The following is a 26636-nucleotide window of genomic DNA, read 5'->3' as shown; positions in this document are numbered from 1 at the left end:
TGACGCGCTGCTGAACCGGGGTCCACTGGTTGCTGGGTCCCGGCACTGCGGAGCAACGCTGAAGTAGCGCTGCACCGCGTCCGGGACACGAGAGTTCAAGCCTTCGCCGAAGCCCGCCTTGAAGCGATCACCACGCCGGCCAGCACCAGCGCATAGCCCACCAGATGGAATAACCGCAACTGCTCGCCGAGCAGCAGGATCGCCATCGCCGAGCCGAACACCGGCACTAGGTGGAAGAACGGCGCGGCACGATTGGGCCCGATCAGCGCCAGTCCGCGGTTGAAGAACAGGTACGCCAGCGTCGAGGGAAAGACCACGGCATAGCCCAGCGTCGCCATCGAGATCATGTCGAACTTCAGCGTCGCGCCGGTCGAGAATTCCCCAGATCGAGAACGGCACCAGCATCAGCGCGCCGCAGCAGGTGGTGAATGAAATCAGCGATAGCGCGTGCGTCACCGGGCGGCGCGGGATCAGCGCCGAATACAATCCGAACGACACCAGGGAGCTCGCAAACATCAGGTCGCCGCGGTTGAAGCTGATGCCGGCGAGCGCGCCGAAATCGCCGCGCAGGATGATGGTCAAGACGCCGGCAAGCGAGATGGTGATGCCGGCAAGCTGCGCACCGGTCAGGCGGACGCCGAACAGCGCCAGCGACCACAGCGCAACAAACAACGGCCCCGCCGACTGGATCAATAGCGCGTTCAGCGCCTCGGTATATTGCAGCGCCCAGTAGGAGATCGCATTGTTGTAGGCAAAACCGACCAGCGACAGGAACAGCATCATCGGCAGGTGCGCGCGCAGCACCGGCCAGTCCTGCTTCAGATGCGGCCAGGCGAACGGCAGCAGGATCAGAAAGGTGCCGATCCAGCGGACGCAGGACAGCGTCAACGGCGGTACATGCCCGGCGACATGGCGCGCCAGCACGATGTTGCCGGCCCAGAACAGCGAGGTCAGGCTCAGCAGCAGGTAAGGCTGGTTGGTCAGCCACCGGACCGGATGGAAGGCAGGTGGCACTGGTGCGGGCTTGGTCATGGTCGCGAGGCGAGTAGGGCGAAAATTCCGCCGCACGACAAGTCCTGCGCGCGCAATGCTACAATGTCTTGCGTATCAGCTTGCGCTTTTCCTTTATGCCGTTGCGGAACAGGACGGCTCCGCGCGAAGCACCCCCGCTGTCATACCCCGCGAAAGCGGGGTATCCAGTATGCCGCGGCTTCTCGATTGATCGCGAAGGTCAGCTACTGTTCGTCATTGCGAGCGAAGCGAAGCAATCCATCGTGCGGCATAACGGATAGGTGGATTGCTTCGTCGCTTTGCTCCTCGCAATGACGTGGTGAGATACTGCAACCCCTCAAATGCGCGGGATACCTGCGTCGTTGATCACCTTCGACCACTTGTCGATCTCCGACGTGATCAGCGCGCGCATTTGCTCCGGCGTGCTGCCGCGGACCTCGCCGCCGGTTGCCGTCTCCAGCGCCGTCTTCGTTGCGGGGTCGGCCAGCATCGACTGGATCTCCGTGTTCAGCCGCTTCACGATATCGGGCGGCGTGCCCTTCGGAGCCACCAGCCCGGCCCAGGTGCGAACGTCGAAACCCGCAACGCCGGCTTCCTGTACGGAAGGCACGTTCGGTAGCAGCTTGGTGCGCGCGGGCGAGGTGACGGCGAGGCCGCGAATGGCGCCGCTCTCGATCTGGCCTGCGAGCAGCACGGTGGTCCCGACGATCACGGGAACGTCTCCGGCGAGCAGGGAGGTGACGGTTAGTGAATCGCCGCGATAGGGGACGTGCACCATCTTGGTGCCGGCGGTGACGTTCAACAACTCGCCCGCGAGATGATGCGTGCTGCCGAAACCGACCGAGCCGTAGCTCAGGGCATCGGGCTTGGCTTTCGCCATCGCAATCAGGTCCGCCAGTGTCTTCGCCTGATGGTCGGCGCGAACCGCAATCACCAGCGCGTAGTAGACCATCGTTGACAACATATCGAAACTGTCGATCGGGCTATAGGCGAGCTGCTTGTACAGCGCGCCCGAGATGGCATGTGCGCCCGTGACGAGACCGATCGTGTAGCCATCCGGTGCGGATTTGGCGACGGCGTCCGCAGCGAGATTGCCGCCGGCGCCGGGCTTGGCTTCGACCACCACCGCCTGCCCCAGGCGCTTGGAAAGCCCGTCCGAGACGATGCGCGCCTGGGCGTCGGCGGCGCCGCCCGCCGCAAAGCCGTGCAGCAGCCGGATCGGCCGGTTGGGATACGTCTGCGCGGCGGCGATGGAAGGCGCCAGGCAGGTGAGGCTAAGCGCTGCGGCAACGATGCAGCAGCGCAGGGCAAGCAATCGTCCGCGCAGGACGTTCAACGATCGAGCCATTTGTGTTTCACCCCTGGTGTTTTGTTTTTTGAACGTCAGTTCCGGCTGATGGTGGCGTGCGCGATTACTTCACGCCGCGCATCGCCGGAGAAAATTCGCTCGCCTCCTTGGCTGGCCCGACACCCCAGACGTCGCGCGGCAACCCGATCCAGGTCTTCGGCCGCTGCGGACGATCGTGGTGCCAGGGACGCGGCTCGAAATAGCCGAGCTCTTCGTCGAGCATCAGATCCATGCTGTAATAGAGCTCGATCAGGTAACCATCGGGGTTGTAATGGTAGACCGCCACGTTGTGGCCGGGTCCATGCCGCACCGGTCCCCAGAGAATCTGAAACTTGTTGCGGCCGAGCAGGTCGCAGGCCTGATGCATGTGTGAGGCGTCGCGCAGCTCGAAGGCGAGATGATGCAGGCGGCCGTCGGTACCGCGGGCAAAATTCATCGCATGATGTTCGGGGCCGCAGCGCATGAAGACGAAATTTTCCTCGATACGGTCGGAGATGCGGAAGCCGAGAACGTCGCCGAAGAATTTGGCGGTTCGCTCGGGATCGAGCGTATGGAGCGCGACGTGGCCAAGCTTCGCGACGGCAAGGCCACGGATCGGCTCGACGGCCTTGCAGAACTCCCATCTGGAAAACAATTCGATCCGGTGTCCGTCCGGATCGTCGAAGACGAGTGCCTTCGCTATTCCCGGCGCGGTGTCGCTCCTGATCTCCGATGTGATGCCGAGGCTTGCCAGCGATTTCTGCAGGTCGGCCGGATCGAGGTTGGGCGCAACTTCATAGGCGATGGAAGTCAATTGCGAGGCCGCGCCGCGTTCGAGAACCAGTGTCAGCTCCTCGGACTCGGTGCCGAGCAGGATCCGACCGTCACTGCGTTGGATGACGCCGAGCCCGATGATGGACTGGTAGTAGTCGAGCTGCGCCTCGATGTTCGGACTGGTGAAAGTGACGTGTCGCAGCCGCTTGACCTTGATCATCTCGTGACCTCTTGAATTCAGGCAGAATGTTTGGGCTGTGCGGGCATCCAGCTCAATCCGGGGTCATCACGATCTTGCCGAACGCCGCACCGGAATCGAGCAGTTCATGCGCGGCGCGAACTTCGGAGAGCTTGAAGCGCTTGAAGATCGACGGGCGAATGCCGCCATCGGCGAGATAGCCGATCACCTTTCGCATGATGTCGCGCCGGCCTCCGCGGTCGTTATCGTAGACGTGAAAGGAGAAGCAGCGGATCGCCGGGCAGATGTCGAGATATTTCCGCATCTCGCCCATCAGGTTTTCCGTCGGCAGTCCGGCAAACGCGTTGTAGGAGACGATGGTGCCCCATTTATCGAGCGCGCCGAGATAGGAATAGAATTCGGAGCCGCAGACGTGATCGAGGACGAGACTGACGCCGCGCCCGCCGGTCAGCGCACGGGTGCGGGCGACCACGTCCTCATCGCGATAATGGACAATCTCGTCCGCCCCCATCTTTCGCGCGAAGGCGGCCTTCTCCGGCGTGGAGACGGTGCCGATCACCTTCATCCCGGCGAGTTTTGCGAGTTGCACCAGCGACGTCCCGACCCCGCCGGCCGCACCGATGACGAGGGCCGAGTGGGGCGGCGTAGCGGAGCCGCAATTGTGCAGCAGCGCCCAGGCGACCTGGTAGTTCGGCAGGCACACCGCGTCCTCGAACGCCACGTTGTCCGGCAACACGTGCACCGCGTCCGCAGGCGCTGCGACATATTCGGCGTAGCAGCCGCCGCGCTGGGTAAGGTCGCGCGCGCTCAGGAGTACCCGCTGGCCGACGGCCAGCCCGCTCACGTGTGCACCCACGGCTTCGAGGATCCCGGCGACGTCATTGCCGGGATTGGCTGGCAGCGGCGGCATCCATTTGTAGACGCCGCTGCGGATCAGCTTGTCAGGCTGGCCGACGCCGAAGGCCTGGGCGCGGATCAGAACGTCCCGCTCGCCCAGCGCCGGCATCGGCACCTCGACATAGTCGAGCGCCTCCGGGCCTCCAGGGCGATGCACCAATACAGCCTTCATTCGAGCACCTCCCTGATTTCTGCATATTTTCGAAAATATGTCCCATTACGAAAATCATTGCAACGGGATTCTTTTGGGCTAGGATCGCGGCCTTCGGGTCGCGAGAGAATCAATGACAACGACAGCCCTCAAGGCGCGCAAGGAATTCGGCAAGACGCTCGCCTCCGACATCGCACACCGACTGCGAAACGAGATCGTCACCTGCCAACTCAAGCCGAATGAATCGCTGAAGTTCGATGCGTTGCGCCTGTCGTTCGGCGCCAGCTTCACGACGCTGCGCGAAGCCTTGACGTTGCTGGCGGCGGAGGGGCTTGTCGTCGCCGAGGAGCAGCGTGGCTACAAGGTCGCGCCGGTGACGCTCGAGGACCTGCACGACCTGACGCATGCCCGCATCCTGATCGAGGTCGATCTGATGCGACGCTCGATCGAGAAGGGCGACGACGACTGGGAAATAAGGGTTATCTCGTCACTTCACCGGCTCGCCAGGATCGAGGAGCGGGAGCCGGAAGATTATGCGAGCAATACCGAATGGAAGGTAGCGCACCGCCAGTTCCATGAGGCGCTGGTCTCGGCATCGGGATCGCCGACGCTGCTTGCCGTGCGAAACTCGCTGTTCGATCGCGCCGAGCGCTACCGCAATCTGTCGGCCATGTTCCGGCCGCACCCGCGCGACAAGGCCGGCGAGCATCGCGCGCTGATGCAGGCCGCGATCGGGCGCAACGCCGATCAGGCGTGCAATCTGATCGCCAGCCACATCCAGACCACCTCCAACAACGTCGCAAAATACGCTTCCGGCGTGATCAGCGCCGGCTGAACGCCTGCGGCCGCTAGCGGACGCCTTTTCTCATAAAGTGCTCGGTCGATGTCGCCCAGGCGACCGATTTTAGTTGCGTTCGGCAATATTTTCGAAAATAGTTGTCTCTGACGAAATTCCAGTTCATCAGCCCGTCCCAACCGAGAAGGATACACGTCCATGCGGCTGCTTTCATTTCTGAACAATGGCAGGGAGACCTGGGGAGCGATCGTCGGCGATGGCGTGGTCGACCTCGGCAGCAAGCTGCCCCACGCCACGCTGCAGGACTTCATTGCAAGCCCCGATTTCGAGAAGCGCGATCGTCTCGTGGCCGGCCACAAGCCCGACCTGAAGCTCGCCGACGTCAAATACCTTCCGGTGATCCCGCGTCCCGAAAAGATCGTCTGCGCTGTCCGCAACTATCTCGACCATCATCAAGAGGCGGTGGCCCACGGCATGAAGCGTGAGATCACGGCGTTTCCGCCGATCTTCCTGCGGGTGTGGCGTTCCCAGGTCGGCCACGACGCGCCGGTGATCCGGCCGAAGGTGTCGACGCATCTGGATTGGGAGGGCGAACTCGCCGTCATCATCGGCAAGCCCGGCCGCTACATTTCCGAGGCCGACGCCATGGGCCACGTCGCCGGCTATTCGATCTACAACGACGTCAGCGTCCGCGACTATCAGATGCATGCGCAGCAGATCGCGGCCGGCAAGAATTTCGTCGGCACCGGGCCGTTCGGGCCGTGGATGGTGACGACGGACGAATTGCCCGATCCGACCAAGCTGAAGCTCGAGACCCGCATCAACGGCAAGACCGTGCAGAAGTCGGACACCTCGTTCCTGATCTTCTCGATTCCGCGGCTGATCAACTACGCCTCCGAGATATTCGATCTGATGCCGGGCGACGTCATCGCTACCGGCACGCCTGCAGGCGTCGGCTTTACGCGCAAGCCGCCGATGTTCCTGGTGCCCGGCGACGTCGTCGAGGTCGAGGTGGAGAAGATCGGCGTGCTGCGTAACCCCGTGATCGATGAGGCCGCGCAGTGATGGCCCAAAGGACAGTCTACGACATCAGGAAGACGCAACTCTCGATCGAAGAAGTCTGGCACGAGCGCGGGCCGCGCCGGACACAGCCGCTATTGATCGGCACCGCGCTTGCCGTGATCAACAATCCCCATGCCGGCCGCTACGAGCCGGACCTGATGCCGTTTCAGGCTGGCTTGCGCGATCTCGGCCGGCAACTGGCGCGGACGTTGTGCGAGCGGCTGGGCGGCAAGGACGTTATCGAAGCCTATGGCAAGGGCGCGATCGTCGGCGGCGACGGCGAGCTTGAGCACGGCGCGGTCTGGCACGAGGCGGGTGGCGCTGCGATCCGCGAAGTGATCGCGCAGGCCAAGGCGATCGTGCCCGCCGCCAAGACCATCGGCGCGGTTGGCGCGCGGCTGATGGTCCCGCTCGGCCATATCGAGGCGGCTTACGTCCGCAGCCATTTCGGCACCGCCGAGATGACGATCTGGGACGCGCCCCGGCGCGACGAGATCGTGTTCGGGCTCGTCATGGCGACCGGCGGCCGCACCCACGCGCGCATCGGCGGCCTGTCGGTGGACCAGATTTCAGTCCACGACGGGCAGCGATGAAGCGTAGCGTTTTCTCGCGCAAACCGGTGCCTTCAACCGAGAAGCCGGATAGCCGGAGTTTCCGAGCTCACCCACTGAGCGGACATGCTGGAGGGCGCCAAAATCGACGCGAATGGCCGATAGCAGACCTAGTCCGGAAATCGGGGTATTCGTCCTTGGCACGACGGCCCGCCAAGGCGGGTATATTTTTCTTGAGCGACCGCCCTTGACGATCCCCTTCGGACATCCATATACCATCCAAATGGATGGTATATGGATGGTAGTCTCATGTCGAACAATGTCCGCGAACTCAGACCAAAGCCGGCCGATACCGAGAAAATCACGATCAATCTGGGCTATGTCGACCTTGGGCACGTAGACCTCATGGTCCAGGAAGGGTTCTACTCGACCCGAACCGATTTCATTCGCACAGCAATCCGCAACCAACTCGAACGTCATGCGGATGTGGTCAAACAGTCGACCGCTCGCAAAAGTCTGGACCTGGGTCTACGGAATTACAGCCGTGAGGATCTCGAAGCGGTGCGACGAGCCGGCGAGATGCTGCACATTAATGTGCTGGGCCTTGCAACAATTGCCCAAGATGTCACGCCGGAGCTTGCTCGCGCCACGATTGCCTCGGTCTCTGTGCTTGGAGCCCTCCATGCCAGTTCGGCGGTGAAAACCGCGCTCGCCGACAGGACGCGGTGACGGCGATGCTGAACCAGGACATCATTCGCGAAGCTACACGTCTCACGCGCGCGGGCCGACTCGTCGAAGCCACGGCACTTCTCCAGCACATGCTTCGCGGTGAAAGGCAGGCGGACGCGACATTCCGCACCGATGCCATCGCCCTCCCGGGAGATAAGCAATCAATTGTAGACGCGAAAGCAAATCGGGTTCATGAAACGGGGAACTCGCAGTTACCGCGGACCATATCCGCGCAACCACGCAAGTTCAGCGCGCTATCAAATCGCACAAACAATTACCCTGCGCTCCGATTGCGGGGCGCAACCAAGCGGACTCCGCTATCCACGCGCGACGTCGTGCCGGAGGGTGCGAGATTTATCAAAGGTAGCTACAGCAATCCTGCGGGAAGCCGTGCATACAGGCTCTTCATCCCCAGCGGTTATCATGGGCAACCTCTTCCGTTGATCGTCATGCTCCACGGTTGCACCCAATCGCCAGAAGATTTCGCCGCCGGCACGAGAATGAACTTTATCGCGGAAGCGCAAGCTTGCTTTGTGGTCTATCCCGCGCAGCGTAGCGAAGCAAATCAGGCGAAATGCTGGAACTGGTTTCGCGCAACCGATCAGCAGCGTGACACAGGCGAACCCTCGCTTATCGCGGGGATCACGCGCCAAATCATGCGCGAGTACTCAGTTGATCCAAAGCGAGTCTATGTTGCCGGACTTTCGGCTGGAGCGGCCGCAGCTGCTATCATGGGAGCAACATATAACGATCTATACGCGGCCGTTGGTGTACATTCTGGCCTCGCGTGTGGTGCCGCCAACGACCTTCCCTCTGCGCTCCTCGCCATGCGACAAGGCAGCGGTTTCGATCATCAAGCGGTTTTAACCGACGGGCCAACTGTCCCGACCATTGTTTTTCACGGCGATCGCGACAGCACAGTGCACCCAAGCAACGGCGATCAAGTTATCAAGCAGTCCATCAAAGCAACGAGCACGGAAAGAAACGTGTATCGCGGGCAGGTGACTGGAGGTCACGCCTATACTCGCACCGTCCATAGCGACGGCAGTGGGCGCCACGTCTTCGAGCACTGGAGAATCCACGGAGCTGGACACGCATGGTCGGGGGGAAGCTTGGTGGGCTCCTATACTGACCCGCGAGGACCGGACGCAACAAGAGAAATGCTGCGTTTTTTCCTAGAGCATTCGCTTCCGTAGCAGTGACAGAAATGCGCGTCCTAAGCGGACGTCCGCCGACCAATCTGAATTTATGGGTTCACGCCCTATAATCAGAATTGGGCTCTAAAACTTCCGCACCAGATCCGGCGTGATCTCGCTTAGCTTGCGGATGCCAAGCAGCGCGAGGTCGCGGTCGATCTCGGCTTTCAGAAGCCCGATCGCGCGCTGCACGCCGGCTTGGCCGCCGGCGATCGCGGCATAGAGGAAGGGGCGGCCGACCCAGACGAAATGCGCGCCGAGCGCGAGCGCCTTGATCACGTCGGTGCCGCGGCGGATACCGCCATCGACCATGATCGTCATGCCCTTGGCTTCCGCCGCGATCTCCGGCAGCGTGCGCAGGCCGGAGATCGTGTAATCGAGCTGGCGGCCGCCATGGTTGGAGAGCATCACGCCATCGACGCCGCTCTCGCGCGCAACCTTCGCATCGGCCGGCGAGACCAGGCCCTTGATGACGAGCTTGCCCTTCCACCTCTTACGGATCAGCTCGACATGCTTCCAGGCGAGCTGGTCGCGGGCGCCGATGTTGCGCATCAGGTTCTTTGCCAGCACCGGCGGGCCGCGCTGCGCGTCCATGTTCTCGAAATGCGGCATGCCGTGGTTCATCACGGTGCGCGCCCAGATGCCGAACAGCCAGTGCGGATGCGTGACCGTGTCCAAGAACACGCGCGGCGTGATCGCAAGCGGCACCTGAAAGCCGTTGCGTATATTGTTCTCGCGGTTCGGCGGCACCGGCACGTCGGCGGTGACGACGAAGGTGTCGTAGCCGGCCGCCGCCACGCGATCGATCAGCGGCTCGATCCGTTCTGGGAGGCCAGCGAGATAGGCCTGATACCACGCGGCCTGATTGGCGGCGCGGACATCCTCCAGCGTGATCAGCGAGGAGGCGCTCAAGATCATCGGCACGTTCTCGGCTTTAGCGGCCTGCGTCAGCACGATGTCGCCGCGGTAGGCGCATAGCGCCGAAGAGCCCATCGGTGGAATCCCGAACGGCGCAGCGTAGGTCTTGCCGAACAATGTCGTGGTCTGGTCGCGGCCGGAGACGTCGTTGAGCACGCGCGGCACAAAACCGTATTCGTCGAAGGCTTTGCGGTTGTCGCGCAGCGCGGCATCGGTCTCGGCGCCACCGGAAATATAGCCGTAGAGAAATTTTGGGATCCGCTGCCGCGCCACGGCTTCGAAATCGTCGAGCGAAAGGTATTTTTGCAGAGCCCGCGGCACCGCGCTCTCGGTGCGGGTCACGGTCGGAGGCGGCGCAGCCAAGCTTGTGGATTTGTCAAGCACGTCGGGCGTTCCATTTTTTTGATTGTTATGCGAATGGCACCTTAGCGGCGGGGAGGCGGTCCGCCAAATTTCTGGCCGGCCTTGTTGACGGATTCGCTGACGTCGCCGAGCATTTTTCGCGTCTCGGCGATCACCCGCCCGGACTTCTTGTCGAAACTTTCGATCAGCTCGCGCAGCGAAATCACGGTCGGCAGCAGTTCGCCGCCATATTTGTCGCTGGCGAGGCTGCCGAGGAAATCCTTGGTCTTGTCCATTGCGCCGTCGACCGCGCCGATGCCGGATTCGGCGGTCGCGATGATGGACGTGATTTTCGCGCCATTGCCGGAGAGCGAGGCGGTGAACGTCTCGAAATTCCGCAAGGTATCCTTGATCGCCACCTCGTTGTCGGCGATCACGCGGTCGACGTTGCGCAGCGCCACGCGGATTTTTTCCTGGGTATTGAGCATTCCTTCCGGATCGGCGGTGAGCTCCGGAATGCCGTCCGCGCCCTTTGGCGGCGGCGATGCCTCATCGGTGCCGCCGGTAAACGAGATCGCCGCAATCCCCGTCAGCCCCTGAAATTCGAGGCCGACCTGGGTGTCGCTCTTCACCGGCGTGTTGCCGTCGATCATGGCGAGCGCGACCACGCGGCGCGGATGGTCGAGCTTCAGTGACACCACTTCGCCGACCCGGATGCCGGCGAAATTCACGCTGCCGCCGTTGCGCAGGCCGGAGGCCGAGCCTTCGAAGATCACGCGGAACGGCACCTTCTGTTTGATCCCGGCGAGCCTTTGATAGCCGAGCCACGCGCCAAGCGACCCGGCGATCAGGGCCAGGGTCAAGGTGCCGATCATCAGATTGCTGGCGCGGACTTTCATCGAAGGTGCCTTAACGAAGCAGGCCTAAGAGATAACGGCTTTATGACGGCAAGTCACCGCCGCGAACCACCCGGAACTGCAACGTGCACTCATAAATCGGCTGTAATGATGCAGGGGGTGCGATTCCGCCTTTCCTTCGGAAGCAGACATTGGCGCAGCCTGCCGGCATGTCGGGCTTGGGCCCATCTCGGATATCGGTTGCCGATGGCAGATAGCTTGCCGTTGATGCTAAAGTCATCACGCCTGTACGTGTCGCGTCGGAGCGCCGGGTGGAGGGGAAACAGCATGGCAGCGCGCGGATTAGATGGACTGCTCCTTTGCATGGGTCTCCTGCTTGCGATGCCGGCGCTGGCCGCTACGCCGACCGACCGGGGCGAGTGCGCCGCCAGCGCCGACAAGCCCGACGTCAACTTCGCGGCATGCAGCCGCATTATCGACGATGCAAACGTGTCGGTGGCAGAACGCGTCACGGCTTTCAAGAACCGAGGCCGCGGCTCCTTCAACGGCAAGGATTACGACCGCGCGATTGCCGACTACGGCGAGGCCATCAAGCTCAGCCCGAAGGACGCCTGGGCCTTTGCGCACCGGTGTGAGGCTTACGAAAGGAAAGAGGACCACGACGCGGCTATTGCGGATTGCACCGAGGCCATCAAGATCGATCCGAAATATGGTTGGGCCTACAACAACCGTGGTGTCGCCTACTACGGTCTGCATGAATACGACGCAGCGCTGGCCGACCACGCCGAGGCGATCAGGGTCAATTCCAGGGACGCGTGGGCCTATGCCCGCCGCGGCATGGCGTGGACGGAAAAGGGTGAATTCGACCAGGCAATCGCCGATATCACCCAGGCGGTCACAATCGATCCGAAATACGCCTTTGGTTTTGGCCAAAGGGGGCAGGCACTGTTCAGGAAGAGGTTGATCACGAAAAAAGGCGGATGGGAGCCCGCGATCGCAGACTACAGCGAAGCAATCAAGCTCGATCCAAATCTGCTTTGGCTGTACAGCTCACGTGGCGTTGCCTACAGCAACAATCGCCAATACGACCTCGCCGTCCCGGATTGCAGCGAGGTCATCAAGCGCGAACCCAACAATTCCGGCGGGTACAATTGCCGCGGCGTCGCTTACGAAGGCTTGAAGGACTATAGCCGCGCGATCGCCGACTATGATCAGTCGATCAGCATCAATCCAAAGAACGGCGTGGCGTATTGGAATCGTGGCAATGCCTATATGGCGCTGCGTAAGATCGATGACGCGATCGCCGACTATGACCAGGCGATCGCGATAAACCCCAAGGACTTCAACTCTTTCAACTCGCGCGCCAAAGCCTACGTCGCAAAGGGTGACAGCAACCGCGCGATTACGGATTTCACGCAGGCGATCCGGTTCGATCCGTCCTATGTCGAGGCCTACAACAACCGCGGCATCTCCTATGAAGTGCTGGGCCGCCGCGCCGAGGCGATCGCCGATTTCCGCAAGGCGCAATCAATCGACTCGGCCAACCGGGTCAGCAAGCAACAGCTCCGCGTGCTCGGTTTCTGACCGCGTGCCGCGAAGCCGCCACAAGCAAGAATGTCTGCAAGTGGGCCAATTTCAGCCGCAAGCCATCCTTCCTCCCGCGCGGGCTGTCGTATATGAGAGATTTGCCACCGGGAACGTGCCGATCGTCCTTTGGGAGCGAATTGGCGGCGTGGATGGCGGCTGCGGTCAGTTGATCCAAAATCCGACACTTCATCGCTGTAAGCGCGGACAGGCATTTCAACCGGGGCATGGCATGGTAACTCGATTTGCGACGGCGCAATCCAGAGTGATGCGGCGCTGGGGGTCTCCCGCCATTGCAGCGCTCGTGGCGATGGCGCTACTTGCGGCGTTGACCGCCGACGCCGCGGCGAGAGAGGCGCGCTCCGCGGCACCCACCGAGGTGACAGCACCGCGCGATGCAGGCGAGCCGATCATGGCGATCGTGTCGATCAAGTCCCAGCAGGTCACTCTCTACGACGCCGACGGCTGGATCCTGCGCGCGCCGGTGTCGACCGGCACCACGGGACGCGAGACGCCGGCCGGCGTCTTCACCGTCGTCGAGAAAAACAAGGACCACCGCTCGAACATGTATGACGATGCCGAGATGCCGAACATGCAGCGCATCACCTGGAACGGCATCGCACTGCACGGCGGGCCGCTGCCCGGGTATGCGGCTTCGCATGGCTGCGTGCGGATGCCCTACGGCTTTGCGGAAAGGCTGTTCGACAAGACGCGGATCGGAATGCGGGTGATCATCTCGCCAAACGACGCGGCTCCGGTCGAGTTTTCTCACCCCGCGCTGTTCGTGCCAAACGCGGAGGCCGTCGCAGCGGCTCCGGCGCGTGCCGAGACACTCGCGCGCGAGGCCGCGGAGGCCGCCAGGACAGCCGACGAGACGAAGAAAGCCGCCGTAACAGCGGCACGTGAGGCAGCATCGCTCACGGCGTCGCTGCGCAAGCTGGAAGGGCTCAAGAGGCGCGCCGACGCCGAGCTCGCGTTAGCCGACAGGGCGATCGGCGCCGCAAAGACGGACGAGGCCAGGGCGCGAGCCGAGGACCTCAAGCAAAAGGCCGCCGCCAAGGCCGCGGACCTGGGGACGCAGCTCGACACCGCCCAGGCCGACGCGAAGTCGAAGCCCACCGTCGCCGCGGCCAAGGACGCAGCCAAGACGGCCGCGACCAGGAAGGCCGACGCCGCCAAGGCGGCAAGCGCGGCGAAGCTCGCGCTCGAGCCGGTCTCGGTCTACGTCAGCCGCGCGACACAGAAGCTTTACGTGCGGCGCAACACGCATAAGCCGGCGCCGGACGGCGGCGGCGAGGTGTTCGATGCGTCCATCGAGGTTCCGGTCACGATCCGCAATCCCGAGAAGCGGATCGGTACGCATGTTTTCACGGCGATGGCGCATAGAGGCAAGGGCCTGCGCTGGACCGCGGTCACAATCGACAACGCCGATGACGCCAAAAGCGCGCTCGACCGCATCACCATCCCGCAGGATGTGCTCGATCGCATCGCGCCGACCGCATTGCCGCGATCCTCGATCATCGTCTCGGACGAGCCGCTGAGCCGCGAGACCAACTATCGCACCGAGTTCGTCGCGGTGCTGAGCAACCAGCCGCAGGGCGGCTTCATTACGCGCCAGCCAACCCCTGATGTCATTGCAAGCGGCAACGACTGGGGTGCCGACGGCTTCTTCCCCTTTTTCTCGCCCAATTCGAACCCCCAACCTGGCACTACGCGCCGGCGCGGCGGGCAGTACTATCAACAGGTGCAGCCGGGCTGGTCGTGGTGAGACGCGGCACAGGTCCTAGGCAGTTCGAGGCTTTCGCGACGCGACAAACACCCCCGTCAGCACCAGCGCAAAGCCGATGAAGTGGAACGCCTGCGGGTGCTCGCCGAGGAAGATGATCGACATGACGGTGCCGAACACCGGTACCACGTGAAAGAAGGGTGCTGCGCGATTGGCGCCGATCATCTGCACACCGCGATTGAAGCAGAGATAGGCGATCGTTGATGGGAACAGCGCGACGTAAGCGAGAGTCAGCAGGTTCGCGGTGTCGATCCGCATCAGCGGCCGCGCGAACAATTCCCAGATGAACAGCGGAATCAGGCAGGCCGCGCCGGCGCCGAAGGTGAAGGCGACGAACGACAGACCATGAATGTCGGGGCGCTTCAGCGACAGCACCGAATAGATCCCGAAGATCGCGAGCGCGACCAGGAAAATCAGGTCGCCGATATTGAAGTCGATCTTCGACAGCGTTGTGAGATCGCCGTGCAGGATGATCACCAGCACGCCGGCCATCGAGAGCAGAACGCCGGCCGCCTGCGCCAGCGTCAACCGCACGCCGAGCAGCACGAGCGACCACACCGCGACCACCAGCGGTCCCGCCGACTGCAACAACAGCGTGTTCAGCGCCTGGGTGTGCTCGAGCGCCCAGTATTGCAGCGTGTTGAAGGCGCCGATGCCGGCGACGGAGAGCACGACCATGATGCCGAGCCGGCCGCGGATCGCAGCCCAGTCCTTGACGAGATGCTTCCAGGCAAACGGCAGGATGATCAGGAACGCGAAGGACCAGCGCAGGAACGACAGCGTCACCGGCGGAATGTGTCCGGCGGCCAGCCGCCCGACGATGGCATTGCCGGCCCAGCACAGCGCGGTGATGCTGAGCAGCAGATAAGGCTGATTGGCGAGCCAGTTCCCGGATCGTGCGGGTGAAGTCTGTTCGGTAGCCGACATTCGCGATCCATAGCGTTTTCGAGCGAAGCATGCCCTCGGACTTGATCCGGGGGTGGACACCGGTTCGCGTAAAGAAAACGCGTCAAACCAAGATTGGGCCCGGTCATGGCGCCGCGGCCCGCCCGGCGATCGACGCCGGGCCGGAATGTGGCCCGGCCCCGGTCACAGACACCGATTTGCGCCGCTCATCAATGGTGCAAGATGCATCGCGACCATGCAGCCCGCCTTGCTGGCTGTTTGGGGTTGCCAGCGGGTAGATAAGTATGCAATCAAAGGACGATTGATTCATGTGACCCAACCTTGGTTTGTTTTTTCGGGGGCGCATGCAGTGAGTTATTCCGGGCTACTTTCAGTATTGGGCGTTCGTTCGATCGTTGGGACCACGGTTTGCAGGCGACTCCGCTCTCAAGCGTTTCGCCTGTCCGTGACACTGAATTTTTGCAGATGATGGGTCATTCCTTGAACAAGCCGACGTCGGCCGAAGAAGCCGAAGCCGAAACACGTCACCAGTTTGCCGTTCGCGCCAATTCCATTCTGGCGTTCATCGAATGCGATGAAGAGCAGCGCCCGAAACTGCGCCAGGCCATCATCGAGGCGATGCTATGGGCGCAGACGCAGCCCAAACTCACCAAATAGGGCTCGGCCGCGGCGAAGGCCGCTCACGCCACGAGCGCGCGCGCGATCGCGCCCGCAGCCTTCACGGCGTCGTTGGGATCGAGTTCGATCTGCAGGCCGCGCTGGCCGCCATTGAGGAAAACGCTGGCATGGCCGAGCGCGGCTTCTTCGATCGCGACCGGCACGCGCTTCTTCTGTCCGAACGGCGAGATGCCGCCGACATGATAGCCGGTCAGCCGTTCGGCATCCGCCGGCCGCATCATCTTCGCCGACTTGGCGCCGAACGCGGTCGCGAGCTTTTTCATGCTGACCTCGCAGTCCGACGGCACCACGGCGCAGACCGGCTTGCCATCGACCTCGGCCATCAGCGTCTTCAGCACGCGCGCGGGCGGCACGCCGAGCGCTTCCGCCGCCTGAAGCCCGATGCTCGCTGCATCCGGGTCGTAGTCGTAAGCGTGCAGGGCGAATTTCACGCCGAGCTTTTCCAGCGCTAGCGTCGCACGGGTGGTTTTGGACATGGCCTTTCCATCATTGCCGAACATTAATGCGTTTCTCGCCCGTGCCAGGCCGGGGGGGCCCAGGATTTTACGGGGATATCAATGGGTTGGAGCTGTTCTAAGGCCCCCTTAAAGCCGCCTTCTTGCTTGCCTAGATCGGCCGCTTCCTTTATCCGGTGGGGCGCCCTGCACGCGAGCGGCCCCGGCCGTGATTTTGGCTGGGCGAGCTTAGAGCATGGTCCGGAAACACAGGTACCGGTTCTCCGGTGAAATCATGCTGGAACCAAGAGATTTGCAGGGAACACTTTAAAAATGGCCAATGTTGTCGTCGTCGGCGCCCAATGGGGCGACGAGGGGAAGGGCAAGATCGTCGACTGGTTGTCGGAGCAGGCCGATATCGTCGTGCGCTTCCAGGGCGGCCATAATGCCGGCCATACGCTCGTCATCAACGGCGAGACCTACAAGCTCGCGCTGCTGCCGTCGGGCGTGCTGCGGCCGTCGAAGCTTGCCGTGATCGGCAATGGCGTGGTGTTCGATCCGCAAGCCTTCCTCGACGAGGTGGTGCGGCTGAGGGGGCAGGGCGTTGCTGTCAGTCCGGAAAACCTGCGCATTGCCGAAAACGTCACGCTGATCCTGCCGCTGCATCGCGAGCTCGATGCGCTCCGCGAATCCGCCAACACGGCTACCGCGATCGGCACCACGCGCCGCGGCATCGGCCCAGCCTATGAGGACAAGGTCGGCCGCCGCGCGATTCGCCTGATGGACCTAGCCGACCTCGACACGCTGCCGCACAAGATCGATCGGCTGCTGGCGCACCACAATGCGCTGCGCCGTGGGCTCAATCTCGAGGAGATCGACGGCAACGGCATTCTGAAAGAGCTTACCGCGCTGGCGCCAAAGCTGTTGCCCTATGCGGAGACGGTGTGGCGGCTGCTGGATCTCAAGCGCCGCGAGGGCAAGCGCATCCTGTTCGAAGGCGCGCAGGGTGCGCTGCTCGATGTCGATCACGGCACCTATCCCTACGTCACCTCGTCCAACACGGTGGCGGCGCAAGCCGCGACCGGTACCGGCATGGGCGCGAGTGCGGTCGGCTACGTGCTCGGCATCTGCAAGGCCTATACGACCCGCGTCGGCCAGGGCCCTTTCCCGACCGAGCAGGACAACGAGATCGGCCGCAAGATCGGCGAGCGGGGCCGCGAGTTCGGCACCAACACCGGCCGCCCGCGCCGCTGCGGCTGGTTCGACGCCGCCCTGGTGCGGCAAACGGTCCGCACTTGCGGCATCACGGGTCTGGCGCTTACAAAGCTCGATATTCTCGACGGCTTCGACACCATCGAGGTCTGCACCGGCTATATGCTGGACGGCAAGGAAATCGACCATCTGCCGGCGGGCGAGGGCGCCCAGGCCCGGGTAGTGCCGGTCTACGAGACCATCGAGGGCTGGAAAGAGCCGACTGCCAATGCCCGCTCCTGGGCGGATCTGCCGGCCCAGGCCATTAAATATGTCCGCCGGGTCGAGGAACTCGTGGGTTGTCCGATCGCATTGCTTTCCACCAGCCCCGAACGCGAGGATACTATACTGGTGCAGAACCCGTTTGAGGCTTAACGGGATGTTACCGCCGGGGCTGCAGTATTGAAGAGAAATGGCTGATTATTACCCGCTGATCGCACGCGCTATCGCCGGCCTGGACCCCAATGCTCCAGGCGAGAGCCGCCGTGCGCTCTATGAGCGGGCGCGTACCGCGCTGATCGCGCAGTTGCGCAGCGTGCAGCCACCGCTTTCCGAATCCGAAATCACCCGCGAGCGGCTGTCGCTGGAAGAGGCCGTGCGCAAGGTCGAGTCAGAAGCTGCTCAGCGCGCCCGCGAAGCTTCGCGGCCCGGTGGTGGCGGGGCCGCGCGCGGCGGCGATGCCTTCCGCCGCGCCAATGCCCGCCCGGCGGAAGCGACTGCCACGCCGCCGGGTACGCCGCGCCCGCGTCCGCCATCTCAAGGCCCCTCGCGCGATGGCCGTCCGCCGCTTGGCGAGGAGCCACGCCCGCCGCGCAATCTGCGCGCCGATGCGCCACCGCCCGGCGCGCCGCGCCCGCAGCCGCCGCAGATTCCGACACAGGATGCTGGCCTGCCGCCACCGCCGCCTCGCGAGCGCGGCCCCCGTCGCGGCCCAGATAATGGCGGCCCGCCGACGCCGCCGCAGCCGCCCGGCATGCGCGGCTTCCGCGACATCGCAGCCGACGCCGACGATCTTGGCCGCGCCGCGGCGCAAGCCAACCGCAACGCGCGGAAGACCTATGCCAACGTGCCGTCGCCCTCGCCGGAATTCGACCGGCTCGAGCCGAGCATGGAGGACCGCGGCGCCGATCCCGAGGTGCCGTATTCGTATGACGAATCGCAGGCGGAAGCCGACCGCTACGCGCCGCAGCCGCCGTTGCGCGATCGTCCGCGTCTGTCGCAGGATCGCGACCAACCGAAAATGCGCGCCCGCGCCGGCGCCGGGTTTCCGTTCAAGAGCGCGATTGCGGTCGGCATCGTGCTCATTCTGGTCGGCGCCGGCATCCTGTGGGGCAGGTCGGTCGTGACAGCCGTGAGCGGCCTGTTCAAATCCTCATCTGTGGTGGAAGCGCCGAAGGATCCGGCCGCGCCGCAGTCGCGCCCGAAGATTCCCGACCGCGTCGGCCAGCCGTCGTCGAGCGAGAACGTGGCGCCGGTGGCGCAGCGCGTCGTGTTGTATGACGAGGATCCGTCCGATCCCAAGGGCAAGCAATATGTCGGCTCGGTGATCTGGCGCACCGAACCGATCAAGGCGAGCGGCAATCAGAAGCCGGACATTGCCGTGCGCGCCGACATCGAGATCCCCGACCGCAAGTTCAAGATGACAATGTCGTTCCGCCGTAACACCGATACCTCCCTGCCGGCGAGCCACACCGCGGAATTGACCTTCATCCTGCCGCAGGATTTTTCCGGCGGGGGCGTCGGCAACGTGCCGGGCATTTTGATGAAGTCCAACGAGCAGGCGCGCGGCACGCCGCTGGCGGGGCTCGCCGTGAAAGTCACCGACGGCTTCTTCCTGGTCGGCCTCTCCAACGTCGATTCCGACCGCGCCCGCAACTTGCAGCTCCTGAAGGAGCGCTCCTGGTTCGACGTGCCGCTTGTCTACGTCAATCAGCGCCGCGCTATCATCGCGATCGAAAAAGGCTCACCGGGCGAACGCGCGTTCAACGACGCCTTCGCGCTGTGGGGGGAGTAGCCGAGTAGCCGCTGATCGTCGCGGCGTAGCCAAAGAGTCCAACGTGAAACGGCCTCAGCATTGCTCGCGCTGAGGCCGTTTTGCTTTCGTCGTCAACTGAAGCGACCGGTCACTGGGAGGCGGCGGCTCGTCGCCGTGCGGCGCCTTCGCGCTCCATCACGGCGCGGCAGCCCGGGCTGACATGCGCGCGGTTCCTGATCATGCAGGCGGTGATTCGCTGGACGTTAGGGACTTCATGGCCGCATAGCCGCATGGCATCGCCGGTGCACATCTGCTGCGCCTCCGAGAAGGCGAGGCTTGGGCGTGCGGAAAGTGCGGTCGCCGCAAAGGCGATGGCGAAGAGAAGTGCGATCTTGCTTGTACGATAGATAGTCATTGAGCCGTTCCCCAAGGGTTGCGTGCAGGGTTGCGTGCGGTGCTGGCCGCTCTTCATTGGGGGCGCTGCACGCGGTTTGCGCTGCCGCACACGTCGTCCATCACCGGGAACTCACCCGGTGTGGTTGCTCGATTTCTGCCGATGTCCGAATCGAAAAGTGCTGCGCGGCCCCACGCGAATTATGCGCCAATGCTGCGAAGCTGCAATGGCTCGCTGCGAAGCTGCAATGGCTCGCGCCAACACTTCTCAAGACTGTTGCGTGCGCGCCACGTCGAGCGAAGCGCGAAAGTGAGAACGACTCGGTTTTGCGCTGCGCTCTTGTGTGTCAGCCCTGATGGTTCCGGAGAAGGAACAGATGCGGGTCTTCCGGACGCCGTCTCAGCCGTGATCGAACAGGCCGGCGAACGGGCGTGCGCTCCGCGCCGAAACGTCATTCGGCCGTCCCGTTCATGACGCGGCAAGCATGACTTCGGTTATCCGGTGAGGTCTGCCGAGGCCGATGCTGCTTGGCCCCAACGCCCAGCACGCCCGGCAGATGGCCGGGCCTGCCTTCACCTGCCCAAAACTCCGTAAAAATGCGCAAAATCGGCGTTCCGGAACAACCACCCGTTAGGGAAGGCTGAGTACGATCAGCCGCTATTGCTCGCACCCGCCTCATTGCTGTCGTTGAAGTGAAAAAGGCTGCCGAGACCAGCCTGTCGAATGGCACTCAAATGCGCGTTCATTCCGCCGCTGATGGATTCACGATGATGCCGGCCATCCCCGCGGTGGGCCGTAAGGTGACGCGGCGAGCCGGCACGACCCGGCCGGAGGCGGCATAGCCATGCCTGCTGCATCTTCGAGTTTGCGCGCGGAATTGAATGGCGCCGAAAAGGAGGGGCCCGAGCACGACGCCCGGATTTTCGGGGAAGTGACGGACCTGTTCCTGTCCAATGTCGATCGTCTCGGTGAATCGCAGATCGCAGCCGTCGATGGCGTTCTCGCCCACCTGATCGAGCGGGTGGACGCGAAAACCGTGGTCCAGCTCAGCGAGGCCCTTTCCACCATCGACCGCGCCCCGCGCCAGACTATCCGCAAGCTTGCATTTCATGAAAACCACTTGCTGGCGGCACCGGTTCTCAGATGCTCCAACTGCTTGTCGGAAGCCGACCTCCTTGAAATCGTCAAAAGCCGCAGCCAGCAGCATTTGCTGGCAATATCGGACAGAAAGATCCTCAATGAAGCGCTCACCGACGCGCTGATGCGATTTGGCGACGTCCACGTCTCCAGCGCGCTCGCGCGCAACGCCGGCGCGCGTTTCTCCGAATGCGGCTACGCGACGCTGGTGGGGCGGGCCGAGCGTGATGAAGTCCTCGCGGAAAAGCTCGGGCTTCGATTGGACATTCCGGGCAGCCTGCTTCGGGAGCTTCTGGGCAGAGTTGCCGACGTGGTCCGCGCGCGGTTCTTGACGGCGTCGCGACCTGTTGCGCGGAAGAAAACCCAAGGTTCTGCCGGGGCTGCCGGACAGGGTGACGCCGCCCGGAAGGCGATTGATTATACCCAGGCGCAACGCGAAGTCGTCGCGCTCAATCGCACGGGCAAGCTCAACGATTCGATCGTGAACCGGTTTGCGGTGCGGGGTGAATACACCCACGTCGTCGCAGCGCTAGCCCTGAAGGCCGACGTCAAGATCGAGGCCATCGAACCCTTGCTCGAGCCCGACCGGGTATACGGCCTGATCGTCGCGTGCAAGGCGGCGCTGCTGAGCTGGTCGACAACGACGATGATCGTCCGCAACCGTCCGAACTGTCCGCCATCCACCGACCGGGAACTCGAGCAATGCGTGGCGATCTATGAATCGCTACTGCTGTCGGTGGCGCAGTGGACCATTCGTTTCGGCTCCGACCGGATCCTTGGGAAGAATAATGAGCCCGCGGCGGCTGTAGCGGCTGTCGGTAGAAAGTAAGCCAATCTGCTTACGCACGGCGAGCGGTCAAGTCCGCATGTGGCTCGTCCACATCCACCAGCCGCCTCATGCCGGAATGGCTTCATTGGCGCGGTCGCGAGCCAATGCCACGTAATGGCGAAGATATTCTTGCGCCATGCGCCTGGCGGTAAACCTCTTCTCGAACTGCCCGCGCACCTGGCTTCGATCGAGTTCGGAAAGCCTTCCGATCGCTTCGACCGCTTCTGCTTCATCCGTTACGACAAAGCCGGTAATGCCGTTGTCGATGACTTCGGGCACCGAGCCTGATTTGAACGCGATGACGGGCGTGCCGCACGCCATGGCCTCGATCATGACGAGCCCGAACGGTTCTGGCCAATCGATCGGAAACAATAGCGCCGCCGCGCCCGCCAGAAACTGCCGCTTCGCGTCATCATTGACCTCACCGGTGAGCTGGACCTGCTCGCCATCGATCTGCGGCTCGAGTTGTTCCTTAAAATAGCTTCTATCCCCGCGCGGCACCTTTGCGGCGATACGAAGCGGCATTTTGGCGGCGCGCGCGATTCGGATGGCGGCTTCCGGTCCTTTCTCCGCCGTCAGCCGGCCCAGGAAAGCAAGGTAGGAGCCGGCCTCGAACGAGGGCCGAAACACGTCGGCCGGCAAGCCGTGATAAATGGTGCCGATCCAGTTGGCCTCGCTTAACGGAGTGCGCTGATTGTCCGATATCGAAACGAACGGCGCGTCGGGAAAGTGACGAACCACGTCCGAAAAGCCAGGCAGGTCCATGCGCCCATGGCAGGTGGTCAGAAAAGGGACGCCAAGCCGGCTCAGGAGCGGCAGGTGCAGCCAATCGATATGCGCGTGAATGACATCGAATTCGGTCGCATGCCGTGCAACTGCCTCCAGCAGGGCTGCCTGCGCTACCATCGGATCTGTCTTCGGCCGGCCAAGGCGAAGCGCCCGAGGCCAAACGGCATGAAGGCGGGCTGACGTTACCGAGTCCCCGCTGGCAAACAGCGTCACCTCATGCCCGAGGCTTACCAGTTCATCGATCAGCCATGCCACCACGCGCTCGGTGCCGCCGTAAAGCTTGGGAGGAACGCTTTCGGCCAGAGGCGCTATCTGGGCAATCCGCATCGGCTACTTACCATCGAGATGCCGGGGTTAGGACGTGCCATTTTTTCTTTTCCCACCAGCAATAAGTCCGAAAGCGTGTGGAAGTTGCCTCCGTCTTGCGTCGAGCCGCTTTCATGTTGCTGAATGTCCGTTCATCCGCCCTCAGCGCAACCGGATTCAGATGCTGGTGCTGTCGGCAAGTCTCGCGCAACGGGAAGGTAGAGCGGACAAATTTACTTGGCCCTTGAGCTGCTGTATTGGGTAACCAGCGCCAGGAGGCAGTTTCATGAAACGCTATCTGATCTTCGGAGCTATCGGCCCGTTCGTCGGCGGATTTCTGATGCTGTTCGCGACCACGGTGGCCTCGGGCTACTGGACTGACACCAATTGGTCGGAGATCGGGAAATTCCTCGGCGCGTTCGCCAAGACGCTGCAATACAGCTATCTGTTCGGCATTGTGCCTGCGCTGATGATCGGTGCCATCGATGACATTCTCTGTCACGTCAAGCGCATTTCTTTCGTGGTGCGGATCTTGATCGTAGGCGCCATCGGATTTGCTGCGTCAGAACTGCTCTATGGTTCGCGCGGACCGGATACCGGCGTGGTGCAGTTTCTGCTCTACGGCATCGTCGGCACGGTGCCTGCGGCGCTGTCGTCGTGGCTCGCGCACCGATACGTGGACGAGCCGCAGCCAGTGCATTCGACGTAAGTGTGCAGCGCTCCGCAGCTCCGTAGGGTGGGCAAAGGCGCGTATGCGCCGTGCCCACCATCTATCATCGAGCACGCCCATCTCTCGGCGATCGCACTTCTCTGACGCGCGTCGTCCCTGCCTCCGTGCGCAATCGCGCACTCGGCGCAGGGACCCATAACCACAGGTTTGCGTTGTTGACGGAGGCCGTCTACCCGCGCGCGAAATAATTTACGCCGCGCTGACCTTTCGGATCCGAGGCACGCAAAGCAGCGACCGCATGACGCAACTTGCGCCTCGCATTCGCGTTACCATCTGATGGCCATGGCAGACGACGATATCTTTACGCCGCCCCGTTCGCGTTCCGGACCATCGTCCCGGACGCGCGCGCCCGGACGTGGGCCGGTCATCGACCAGGAGGGGCGCGAACTCCCCGAGCCGAACCTGCATACGCGGTTCGAGGGAATGCGGTTCGATTTCGGTCATTCCGCCGCTAATCCGTTCGGCGAGTTGACGCGCGAGCAGCGGATCGCGCGGCTCGATGCCATCGCCAAATTGCTGGATGTCGCCTTCATCGTGCCCGGCACCAATTTCCGCTACGGCATCGACGGACTGATCGGCCTGATCCCGGTGGTCGGCGACATCATCACGACGGCGATTTCGCTGTGGGTGGTGCGCGAGGCGCGCGCGCTCGGCGCGCCCTGGCACATCACGGCGCGGATGCTTGCCAATGTTGCGGTTGACGGCGCGGTTGGCCTGGTGCCGGTCGCGGGCGACGCCTTCGACGTCATGTTCCGCGCCAACGTCCGCAATGTCCGCATGCTCAAGCGCTGGCTCGATAAGCAGCCGCGCTAAAGAAAAACGCCCCCGAAATGATTTCCGGGGGCGGCTGTCTGAAAAAGTGGAAGCTTTAGGCGGCGTCGGCCTTGTCGTCGGTGGCGGCCGGGCGCGGACGGCGCGGCAGCGGGAACGCCTCGCTTTCATAGAGCGAGCGGATGCCGCTCTGGTCAAAGCGCGCTTCCTCGACCTGGAGATAGGCGCCATTCAGCGAGTCCGCAGGCAGCTCCTCGATCGCGAAGCGAACCGCTTCCGCCGCGGTGCCAAAACGCCGATAGGCAAACCCGGCCCGCTTCTTCTTGCGGATCGCAGCGGGAAACAGTTCGGCGGCGGTGTTGTAGCTGAATGGACGCATGGACGGTGACCTCAATCTTTTTCGGCTCTTTTCGTATGAGCAATGGGGATTGGATGACGGTGGGCCACAGTGGCGGGCCACGCCGTGCACGTCATTTCAGGTGCCAATATAAGCTTCTTTGCCAAAAATGCGACCCCTGAGGCTCGACATCGGGGGTGATGATGAATCCACGCATGGCTGCGGGATGCGTAAATTAAATCAAGTTATTTCAATGGGTTCCATGGATTATAGCTTGCCGAGCAGGAGCAGGATCAGAAGCACGATTAAAATCACGCCACCGAGCCCCATCGCGGAATGGCCCCTGCCATAGCCATAGCCGCCGAAACGGCCGGAAAAGCCGCCCAGCAGGAAAATAATCAGAATAATGATGAGTATCGTTCCAAGCGACATCGCACGCTCCCCCCGAGGCCCGCGGGCACGCGGAAAACGACGCCCGCGGCCCGGATCAAAGCATATCCCGGGCCGCGAGTCCCTTGATCGATCCGGAAACCAGGAGGACGTTGTCATTCCAGGGCGCATCGTAGTTCGATGCTGCGCATCACCCGCAGTGACGCTGCGCATCACGGGGTGAAGGTCCGGTTCGAATGGATCGGAGGTTATTTCGGCTGCAGCTTAAGCGCCGCCGAGTTGATGCAGTAGCGCAGGCCGGTCGGGCCGGGGCCGTCGTTGAAGACGTGGCCGAGATGGCCATTGCATTTCGAGCACAACACTTCGGTGCGGATCATGCCGTGGCTGAAATCGCGCTCCTCATCGACATGGCTGTCCACCGCAGGCTGCGTAAAGCTCGGCCAGCCGCATCCGGAATCGAACTTGGCATCGGATTCGAACAGCGTCTGGCCGCAGCCGGCGCAGGTATAGGTGCCCTTGCGGTGCTCGTGCTCATACTCGCCCGAGAACGGCCGCTCGGTCGCCTTCTCGCGCAGCACGGCGTACTGCATCGGCGTCAATTCCTTGCGCCATTCGGACTCGCTCTTGACGACCTTGCCGGATGTCTTGGTATCGGACATTTGCCCTCCTTAATTGGTAGCCTTCGCGTTGCGCACCAGCGTCGGCTGCTCGACGTAGTTCTCCGCAAAGATCTTCTTCAGATTCTCGATCTTCGGGATGTCGTTGAAGACAATATAGGGCTGGTTCGGGTGCAGCGTCAGGTAGTCCTGGTGATAGTCTTCCGCCGGGTAGAACGCCTGCAGCGGGCCGACCTTGGTCACGATCGGCTTCTTGTAGACCTTGGCGGCGTTGAGCTGGGCGATATAGGCCTCCGCCACCTTCTTCTGCTCGTCATTGGTGGTGAAGATCGCCGAGCGATATTGCGTGCCGATGTCGGGGCCCTGGCGGTTCAATTGCGTCGGGTCGTGCGCGACCGAGAAGAAGATCTGCAAGATCTTGCCGTAGCTGATCTTCTTCGGATCGTATTTGATCTCGACCGCCTCGGCGTGCCCCGTGGTGCCGGTGCCGATCATGGTGTAGTTCGCGGTCATCTTGCTGCCGCCGGAATAGCCGGAGACCGCGTTGAGCACGCCGGCGGTGTGCTGGTACACGCCCTGCACGCCCCAGAAGCAGCCGCCGGCGATCACGGCGGTCTGGATGCCGTCGGCAGCCTGAACGTCGACGGCAGGGGCTGGAATGACGACGGCCTCTTCCGAGGCGCGCGAGGGCGTGGCGGCGAAGGCCGCGACGGCCAGCGCGCCGATGGCGGCGGCGAGCGACAGGCGGCTGAAATGGCGAGGGGACATGGTTTCCTCTTTCGGCGTTGGTTGGGGCAGTTTAGAGCGGGACCGGCGTTCTGCAATCGGCTCAATTCTCGCCGATGGCCATGATACGGCGCTGGCTGCGGATTGTTACGGCGCACGCCACACGAGTTCGTGAACAGGGTCATC

At 62.9% G+C, this 26636-nt stretch carries 26 protein-coding genes and 1 pseudogene; 13 read left to right on the top strand and 14 right to left on the bottom strand.

Annotated features, from left to right (window positions below; all coding sequences use genetic code 11):
* Window positions 1-95: 95 nt before the first annotated feature.
* The 4 genes and pseudogenes from V1278_RS32495 to V1278_RS32480 form a co-directional block, all read right to left on the bottom strand.
* Window positions 96-1032 (bottom strand): annotated as a pseudogene (locus tag V1278_RS32495) (DMT family transporter).
* 316 nt (window positions 1033-1348) lie between these two features.
* Window positions 1349-2359, bottom strand: a complete 1011-nt coding sequence (locus tag V1278_RS32490) for a tripartite tricarboxylate transporter substrate binding protein (protein ID WP_334383552.1) — start codon at window positions 2357-2359, stop codon at window positions 1349-1351.
* Between the two features lie 64 nt (window positions 2360-2423).
* The gene (locus V1278_RS32485) at window positions 2424-3332 is read right to left on the bottom strand and encodes a VOC family protein (protein WP_334383551.1); all 909 of its coding nucleotides are present in this window, start codon (window positions 3330-3332) and stop codon (window positions 2424-2426) included.
* 52 nt (window positions 3333-3384) lie between these two features.
* Window positions 3385-4380, bottom strand: coding sequence for a zinc-dependent alcohol dehydrogenase family protein (locus V1278_RS32480; RefSeq protein WP_334383550.1), 996 nt, complete (start codon window positions 4378-4380; stop codon window positions 3385-3387).
* A gap of 112 nt (window positions 4381-4492) precedes the next feature.
* On the opposite strand from V1278_RS32480, the gene V1278_RS32475 reads away from it, so the two are divergent.
* The 5 genes from V1278_RS32475 (at window position 4493) to V1278_RS32455 (ending at window position 8693) form a co-directional block, all read left to right on the top strand.
* Complete coding sequence (locus V1278_RS32475; protein ID WP_334383549.1) at window positions 4493-5194, top strand: GntR family transcriptional regulator; 702 nt, start codon at window positions 4493-4495, stop codon at window positions 5192-5194.
* A 159-nt stretch (window positions 5195-5353) separates the two neighbouring features.
* The gene (locus V1278_RS32470) at window positions 5354-6220 is read left to right on the top strand and encodes a fumarylacetoacetate hydrolase family protein (RefSeq protein WP_334383548.1); all 867 of its coding nucleotides are present in this window, start codon (window positions 5354-5356) and stop codon (window positions 6218-6220) included.
* Complete coding sequence (locus V1278_RS32465; protein WP_334366866.1) at window positions 6220-6810, top strand: amino acid synthesis family protein; 591 nt, start codon at window positions 6220-6222, stop codon at window positions 6808-6810. Before V1278_RS32470 ends, V1278_RS32465 begins: the two co-directional genes overlap by 1 nt.
* A 267-nt stretch (window positions 6811-7077) precedes the next feature.
* The gene (locus V1278_RS32460; RefSeq protein ID WP_334383547.1) at window positions 7078-7497 is read left to right on the top strand and encodes a CopG family transcriptional regulator; all 420 of its coding nucleotides are present in this window, start codon (window positions 7078-7080) and stop codon (window positions 7495-7497) included.
* A gap of 5 nt (window positions 7498-7502) precedes the next feature.
* Window positions 7503-8693: an extracellular catalytic domain type 1 short-chain-length polyhydroxyalkanoate depolymerase gene (locus V1278_RS32455; RefSeq protein ID WP_334366868.1), complete on the top strand. Its 1191-nt coding sequence runs from the start codon at window positions 7503-7505 to the stop codon at window positions 8691-8693.
* Window positions 8694-8777: 84 nt separating this feature from the next.
* Here V1278_RS32455 and V1278_RS32450 read toward each other — a convergent pair whose 3' ends face one another.
* Entirely contained in the window at window positions 8778-9995 is a 1218-nt protein-coding gene (locus V1278_RS32450) for an alpha-hydroxy acid oxidase (RefSeq protein WP_334383546.1), read from the bottom strand.
* Window positions 9996-10036: 41 nt separating this feature from the next.
* The gene (locus V1278_RS32445) at window positions 10037-10852 is read right to left on the bottom strand and encodes an MlaD family protein (RefSeq protein WP_334366870.1); all 816 of its coding nucleotides are present in this window, start codon (window positions 10850-10852) and stop codon (window positions 10037-10039) included.
* A gap of 285 nt (window positions 10853-11137) precedes the next feature.
* Between V1278_RS32445 and V1278_RS32440 the strand changes: the two genes are divergently transcribed.
* Both V1278_RS32440 and V1278_RS32435 read left to right on the top strand, forming a co-directional pair.
* Window positions 11138-12394, top strand: a complete 1257-nt coding sequence (locus tag V1278_RS32440) for a tetratricopeptide repeat protein (protein WP_334383545.1) — start codon at window positions 11138-11140, stop codon at window positions 12392-12394.
* 232 nt (window positions 12395-12626) lie between these two features.
* The gene (locus V1278_RS32435) at window positions 12627-14162 is read left to right on the top strand and encodes a L,D-transpeptidase (protein ID WP_334383544.1); all 1536 of its coding nucleotides are present in this window, start codon (window positions 12627-12629) and stop codon (window positions 14160-14162) included.
* Between the two features lie 15 nt (window positions 14163-14177).
* Here the strand turns inward: V1278_RS32435 and V1278_RS32430 are convergent, their stop codons facing one another.
* Window positions 14178-15107 carry a DMT family transporter gene (locus V1278_RS32430; RefSeq protein WP_334383543.1) on the bottom strand — a complete coding sequence of 310 codons (930 nt, stop codon included), beginning with the start codon at window positions 15105-15107 and terminating at the stop codon, window positions 14178-14180.
* Between the two features lie 444 nt (window positions 15108-15551).
* Between V1278_RS32430 and V1278_RS32425 the strand changes: the two genes are divergently transcribed.
* Window positions 15552-15743 carry a hypothetical protein gene (locus V1278_RS32425; RefSeq protein ID WP_334383542.1) on the top strand — a complete coding sequence of 64 codons (192 nt, stop codon included), beginning with the start codon at window positions 15552-15554 and terminating at the stop codon, window positions 15741-15743.
* A 23-nt stretch (window positions 15744-15766) separates the two neighbouring features.
* Here V1278_RS32425 and ybaK read toward each other — a convergent pair whose 3' ends face one another.
* Window positions 15767-16240, bottom strand: a complete 474-nt coding sequence (gene ybaK, locus V1278_RS32420) for a Cys-tRNA(Pro) deacylase (RefSeq protein ID WP_334383541.1) — start codon at window positions 16238-16240, stop codon at window positions 15767-15769.
* 291 nt (window positions 16241-16531) lie between these two features.
* Here ybaK and V1278_RS32415 point away from each other — a divergent pair, with 291 nt between their 5' ends.
* Window positions 16532-17824: an adenylosuccinate synthase gene (locus tag V1278_RS32415; protein ID WP_334383540.1), complete on the top strand. Its 1293-nt coding sequence runs from the start codon at window positions 16532-16534 to the stop codon at window positions 17822-17824.
* A gap of 37 nt (window positions 17825-17861) precedes the next feature.
* Window positions 17862-19463, top strand: coding sequence for a hypothetical protein (locus V1278_RS32410; protein ID WP_334383539.1), 1602 nt, complete (start codon window positions 17862-17864; stop codon window positions 19461-19463).
* 109 nt (window positions 19464-19572) lie between these two features.
* Here the strand turns inward: V1278_RS32410 and V1278_RS32405 are convergent, their stop codons facing one another.
* Window positions 19573-19839, bottom strand: a complete 267-nt coding sequence (locus V1278_RS32405) for a hypothetical protein (RefSeq protein WP_334366878.1) — start codon at window positions 19837-19839, stop codon at window positions 19573-19575.
* Between the two features lie 823 nt (window positions 19840-20662).
* Here V1278_RS32405 and V1278_RS32400 point away from each other — a divergent pair.
* Window positions 20663-21784, top strand: a complete 1122-nt coding sequence (locus tag V1278_RS32400; RefSeq protein WP_334383538.1) for a DUF2336 domain-containing protein — start codon at window positions 20663-20665, stop codon at window positions 21782-21784.
* Between the two features lie 66 nt (window positions 21785-21850).
* Here the strand turns inward: V1278_RS32400 and V1278_RS32395 are convergent, their stop codons facing one another.
* Window positions 21851-22900 (bottom strand): glycosyltransferase family 4 protein, encoded by a 1050-nt coding sequence (locus V1278_RS32395; RefSeq protein WP_334383537.1) that lies wholly within the window; start codon window positions 22898-22900, stop codon window positions 21851-21853.
* A 265-nt stretch (window positions 22901-23165) separates the two neighbouring features.
* Here V1278_RS32395 and V1278_RS32390 point away from each other — a divergent pair, with 265 nt between their 5' ends.
* Together V1278_RS32390 and V1278_RS32385 are read left to right on the top strand one after the other, a co-directional pair.
* On the top strand, window positions 23166-23588 hold the full coding sequence (locus V1278_RS32390; protein ID WP_334366881.1) for a DUF5413 family protein: 423 nt from the start codon (window positions 23166-23168) through the stop codon (window positions 23586-23588).
* 297 nt (window positions 23589-23885) lie between these two features.
* Window positions 23886-24422 (top strand): DUF4112 domain-containing protein, encoded by a 537-nt coding sequence (locus tag V1278_RS32385; protein WP_057842297.1) that lies wholly within the window; start codon window positions 23886-23888, stop codon window positions 24420-24422.
* A gap of 55 nt (window positions 24423-24477) precedes the next feature.
* On the opposite strand, the gene V1278_RS32380 is transcribed toward V1278_RS32385, so the two are convergent.
* From V1278_RS32380 to msrA, 4 genes are all read right to left on the bottom strand, one after another.
* Window positions 24478-24759 carry a hypothetical protein gene (locus tag V1278_RS32380; protein ID WP_057842144.1) on the bottom strand — a complete coding sequence of 94 codons (282 nt, stop codon included), beginning with the start codon at window positions 24757-24759 and terminating at the stop codon, window positions 24478-24480.
* A gap of 225 nt (window positions 24760-24984) precedes the next feature.
* Entirely contained in the window at window positions 24985-25149 is a 165-nt protein-coding gene (locus V1278_RS32375; RefSeq protein WP_065743452.1) for a DUF3309 family protein, read from the bottom strand.
* Between the two features lie 206 nt (window positions 25150-25355).
* Window positions 25356-25766, bottom strand: a complete 411-nt coding sequence (msrB, locus tag V1278_RS32370; RefSeq protein WP_334383536.1) for a peptide-methionine (R)-S-oxide reductase MsrB — start codon at window positions 25764-25766, stop codon at window positions 25356-25358.
* 9 nt (window positions 25767-25775) lie between these two features.
* Complete coding sequence (gene msrA / locus V1278_RS32365) at window positions 25776-26492, bottom strand: peptide-methionine (S)-S-oxide reductase MsrA (RefSeq protein ID WP_334383535.1); 717 nt, start codon at window positions 26490-26492, stop codon at window positions 25776-25778.
* Between the last annotated feature and the right edge of the window lie 144 nt (window positions 26493-26636).

Origin of the sequence: Bradyrhizobium sp. AZCC 1577 (genome assembly GCF_036924575.1) — a bacterium.
In the GTDB taxonomy this organism is placed as follows: domain Bacteria; phylum Pseudomonadota; class Alphaproteobacteria; order Rhizobiales; family Xanthobacteraceae; genus Bradyrhizobium.
The sequence above is the reverse complement of the archived record's forward strand: the minus strand, read 5'-3'. Positions and strand labels throughout refer to the sequence as shown.

Coding starts and splice junctions, on each gene's coding strand:
- V1278_RS32490 (WP_334383552.1), bottom strand. CDS start 2,359: ATGGCTCGATCGTTGAACGTCCTGCGCGGACGATTGCTTGCCCTGCGC.
- V1278_RS32485 (WP_334383551.1), bottom strand. CDS start 3,332: ATGATCAAGGTCAAGCGGCTGCGACACGTCACTTTCACCAGTCCGAAC.
- V1278_RS32480 (WP_334383550.1), bottom strand. CDS start 4,380: ATGAAGGCTGTATTGGTGCATCGCCCTGGAGGCCCGGAGGCGCTCGAC.
- V1278_RS32475 (WP_334383549.1), top strand. CDS start 4,493: ATGACAACGACAGCCCTCAAGGCGCGCAAGGAATTCGGCAAGACGCTC.
- V1278_RS32470 (WP_334383548.1), top strand. CDS start 5,354: ATGCGGCTGCTTTCATTTCTGAACAATGGCAGGGAGACCTGGGGAGCG.
- V1278_RS32465 (WP_334366866.1), top strand. CDS start 6,220: ATGGCCCAAAGGACAGTCTACGACATCAGGAAGACGCAACTCTCGATC.
- V1278_RS32460 (WP_334383547.1), top strand. CDS start 7,078: ATGTCGAACAATGTCCGCGAACTCAGACCAAAGCCGGCCGATACCGAG.
- V1278_RS32455 (WP_334366868.1), top strand. CDS start 7,503: ATGCTGAACCAGGACATCATTCGCGAAGCTACACGTCTCACGCGCGCG.
- V1278_RS32445 (WP_334366870.1), bottom strand. CDS start 10,852: ATGAAAGTCCGCGCCAGCAATCTGATGATCGGCACCTTGACCCTGGCC.
- V1278_RS32440 (WP_334383545.1), top strand. CDS start 11,138: ATGGCAGCGCGCGGATTAGATGGACTGCTCCTTTGCATGGGTCTCCTG.
- V1278_RS32435 (WP_334383544.1), top strand. CDS start 12,627: ATGGTAACTCGATTTGCGACGGCGCAATCCAGAGTGATGCGGCGCTGG.
- V1278_RS32430 (WP_334383543.1), bottom strand. CDS start 15,107: ATGTCGGCTACCGAACAGACTTCACCCGCACGATCCGGGAACTGGCTC.
- V1278_RS32425 (WP_334383542.1), top strand. CDS start 15,552: ATGATGGGTCATTCCTTGAACAAGCCGACGTCGGCCGAAGAAGCCGAA.
- ybaK (WP_334383541.1), bottom strand. CDS start 16,240: ATGTCCAAAACCACCCGTGCGACGCTAGCGCTGGAAAAGCTCGGCGTG.
- V1278_RS32415 (WP_334383540.1), top strand. CDS start 16,532: ATGGCCAATGTTGTCGTCGTCGGCGCCCAATGGGGCGACGAGGGGAAG.
- V1278_RS32410 (WP_334383539.1), top strand. CDS start 17,862: ATGGCTGATTATTACCCGCTGATCGCACGCGCTATCGCCGGCCTGGAC.
- V1278_RS32405 (WP_334366878.1), bottom strand. CDS start 19,839: ATGACTATCTATCGTACAAGCAAGATCGCACTTCTCTTCGCCATCGCC.
- V1278_RS32400 (WP_334383538.1), top strand. CDS start 20,663: ATGCCTGCTGCATCTTCGAGTTTGCGCGCGGAATTGAATGGCGCCGAA.
- V1278_RS32395 (WP_334383537.1), bottom strand. CDS start 22,900: ATGCGGATTGCCCAGATAGCGCCTCTGGCCGAAAGCGTTCCTCCCAAG.
- V1278_RS32390 (WP_334366881.1), top strand. CDS start 23,166: ATGAAACGCTATCTGATCTTCGGAGCTATCGGCCCGTTCGTCGGCGGA.
- V1278_RS32385 (WP_057842297.1), top strand. CDS start 23,886: ATGGCCATGGCAGACGACGATATCTTTACGCCGCCCCGTTCGCGTTCC.
- V1278_RS32380 (WP_057842144.1), bottom strand. CDS start 24,759: ATGCGTCCATTCAGCTACAACACCGCCGCCGAACTGTTTCCCGCTGCG.
- V1278_RS32375 (WP_065743452.1), bottom strand. CDS start 25,149: ATGTCGCTTGGAACGATACTCATCATTATTCTGATTATTTTCCTGCTG.
- msrB (WP_334383536.1), bottom strand. CDS start 25,766: ATGTCCGATACCAAGACATCCGGCAAGGTCGTCAAGAGCGAGTCCGAA.
- msrA (WP_334383535.1), bottom strand. CDS start 26,492: ATGTCCCCTCGCCATTTCAGCCGCCTGTCGCTCGCCGCCGCCATCGGC.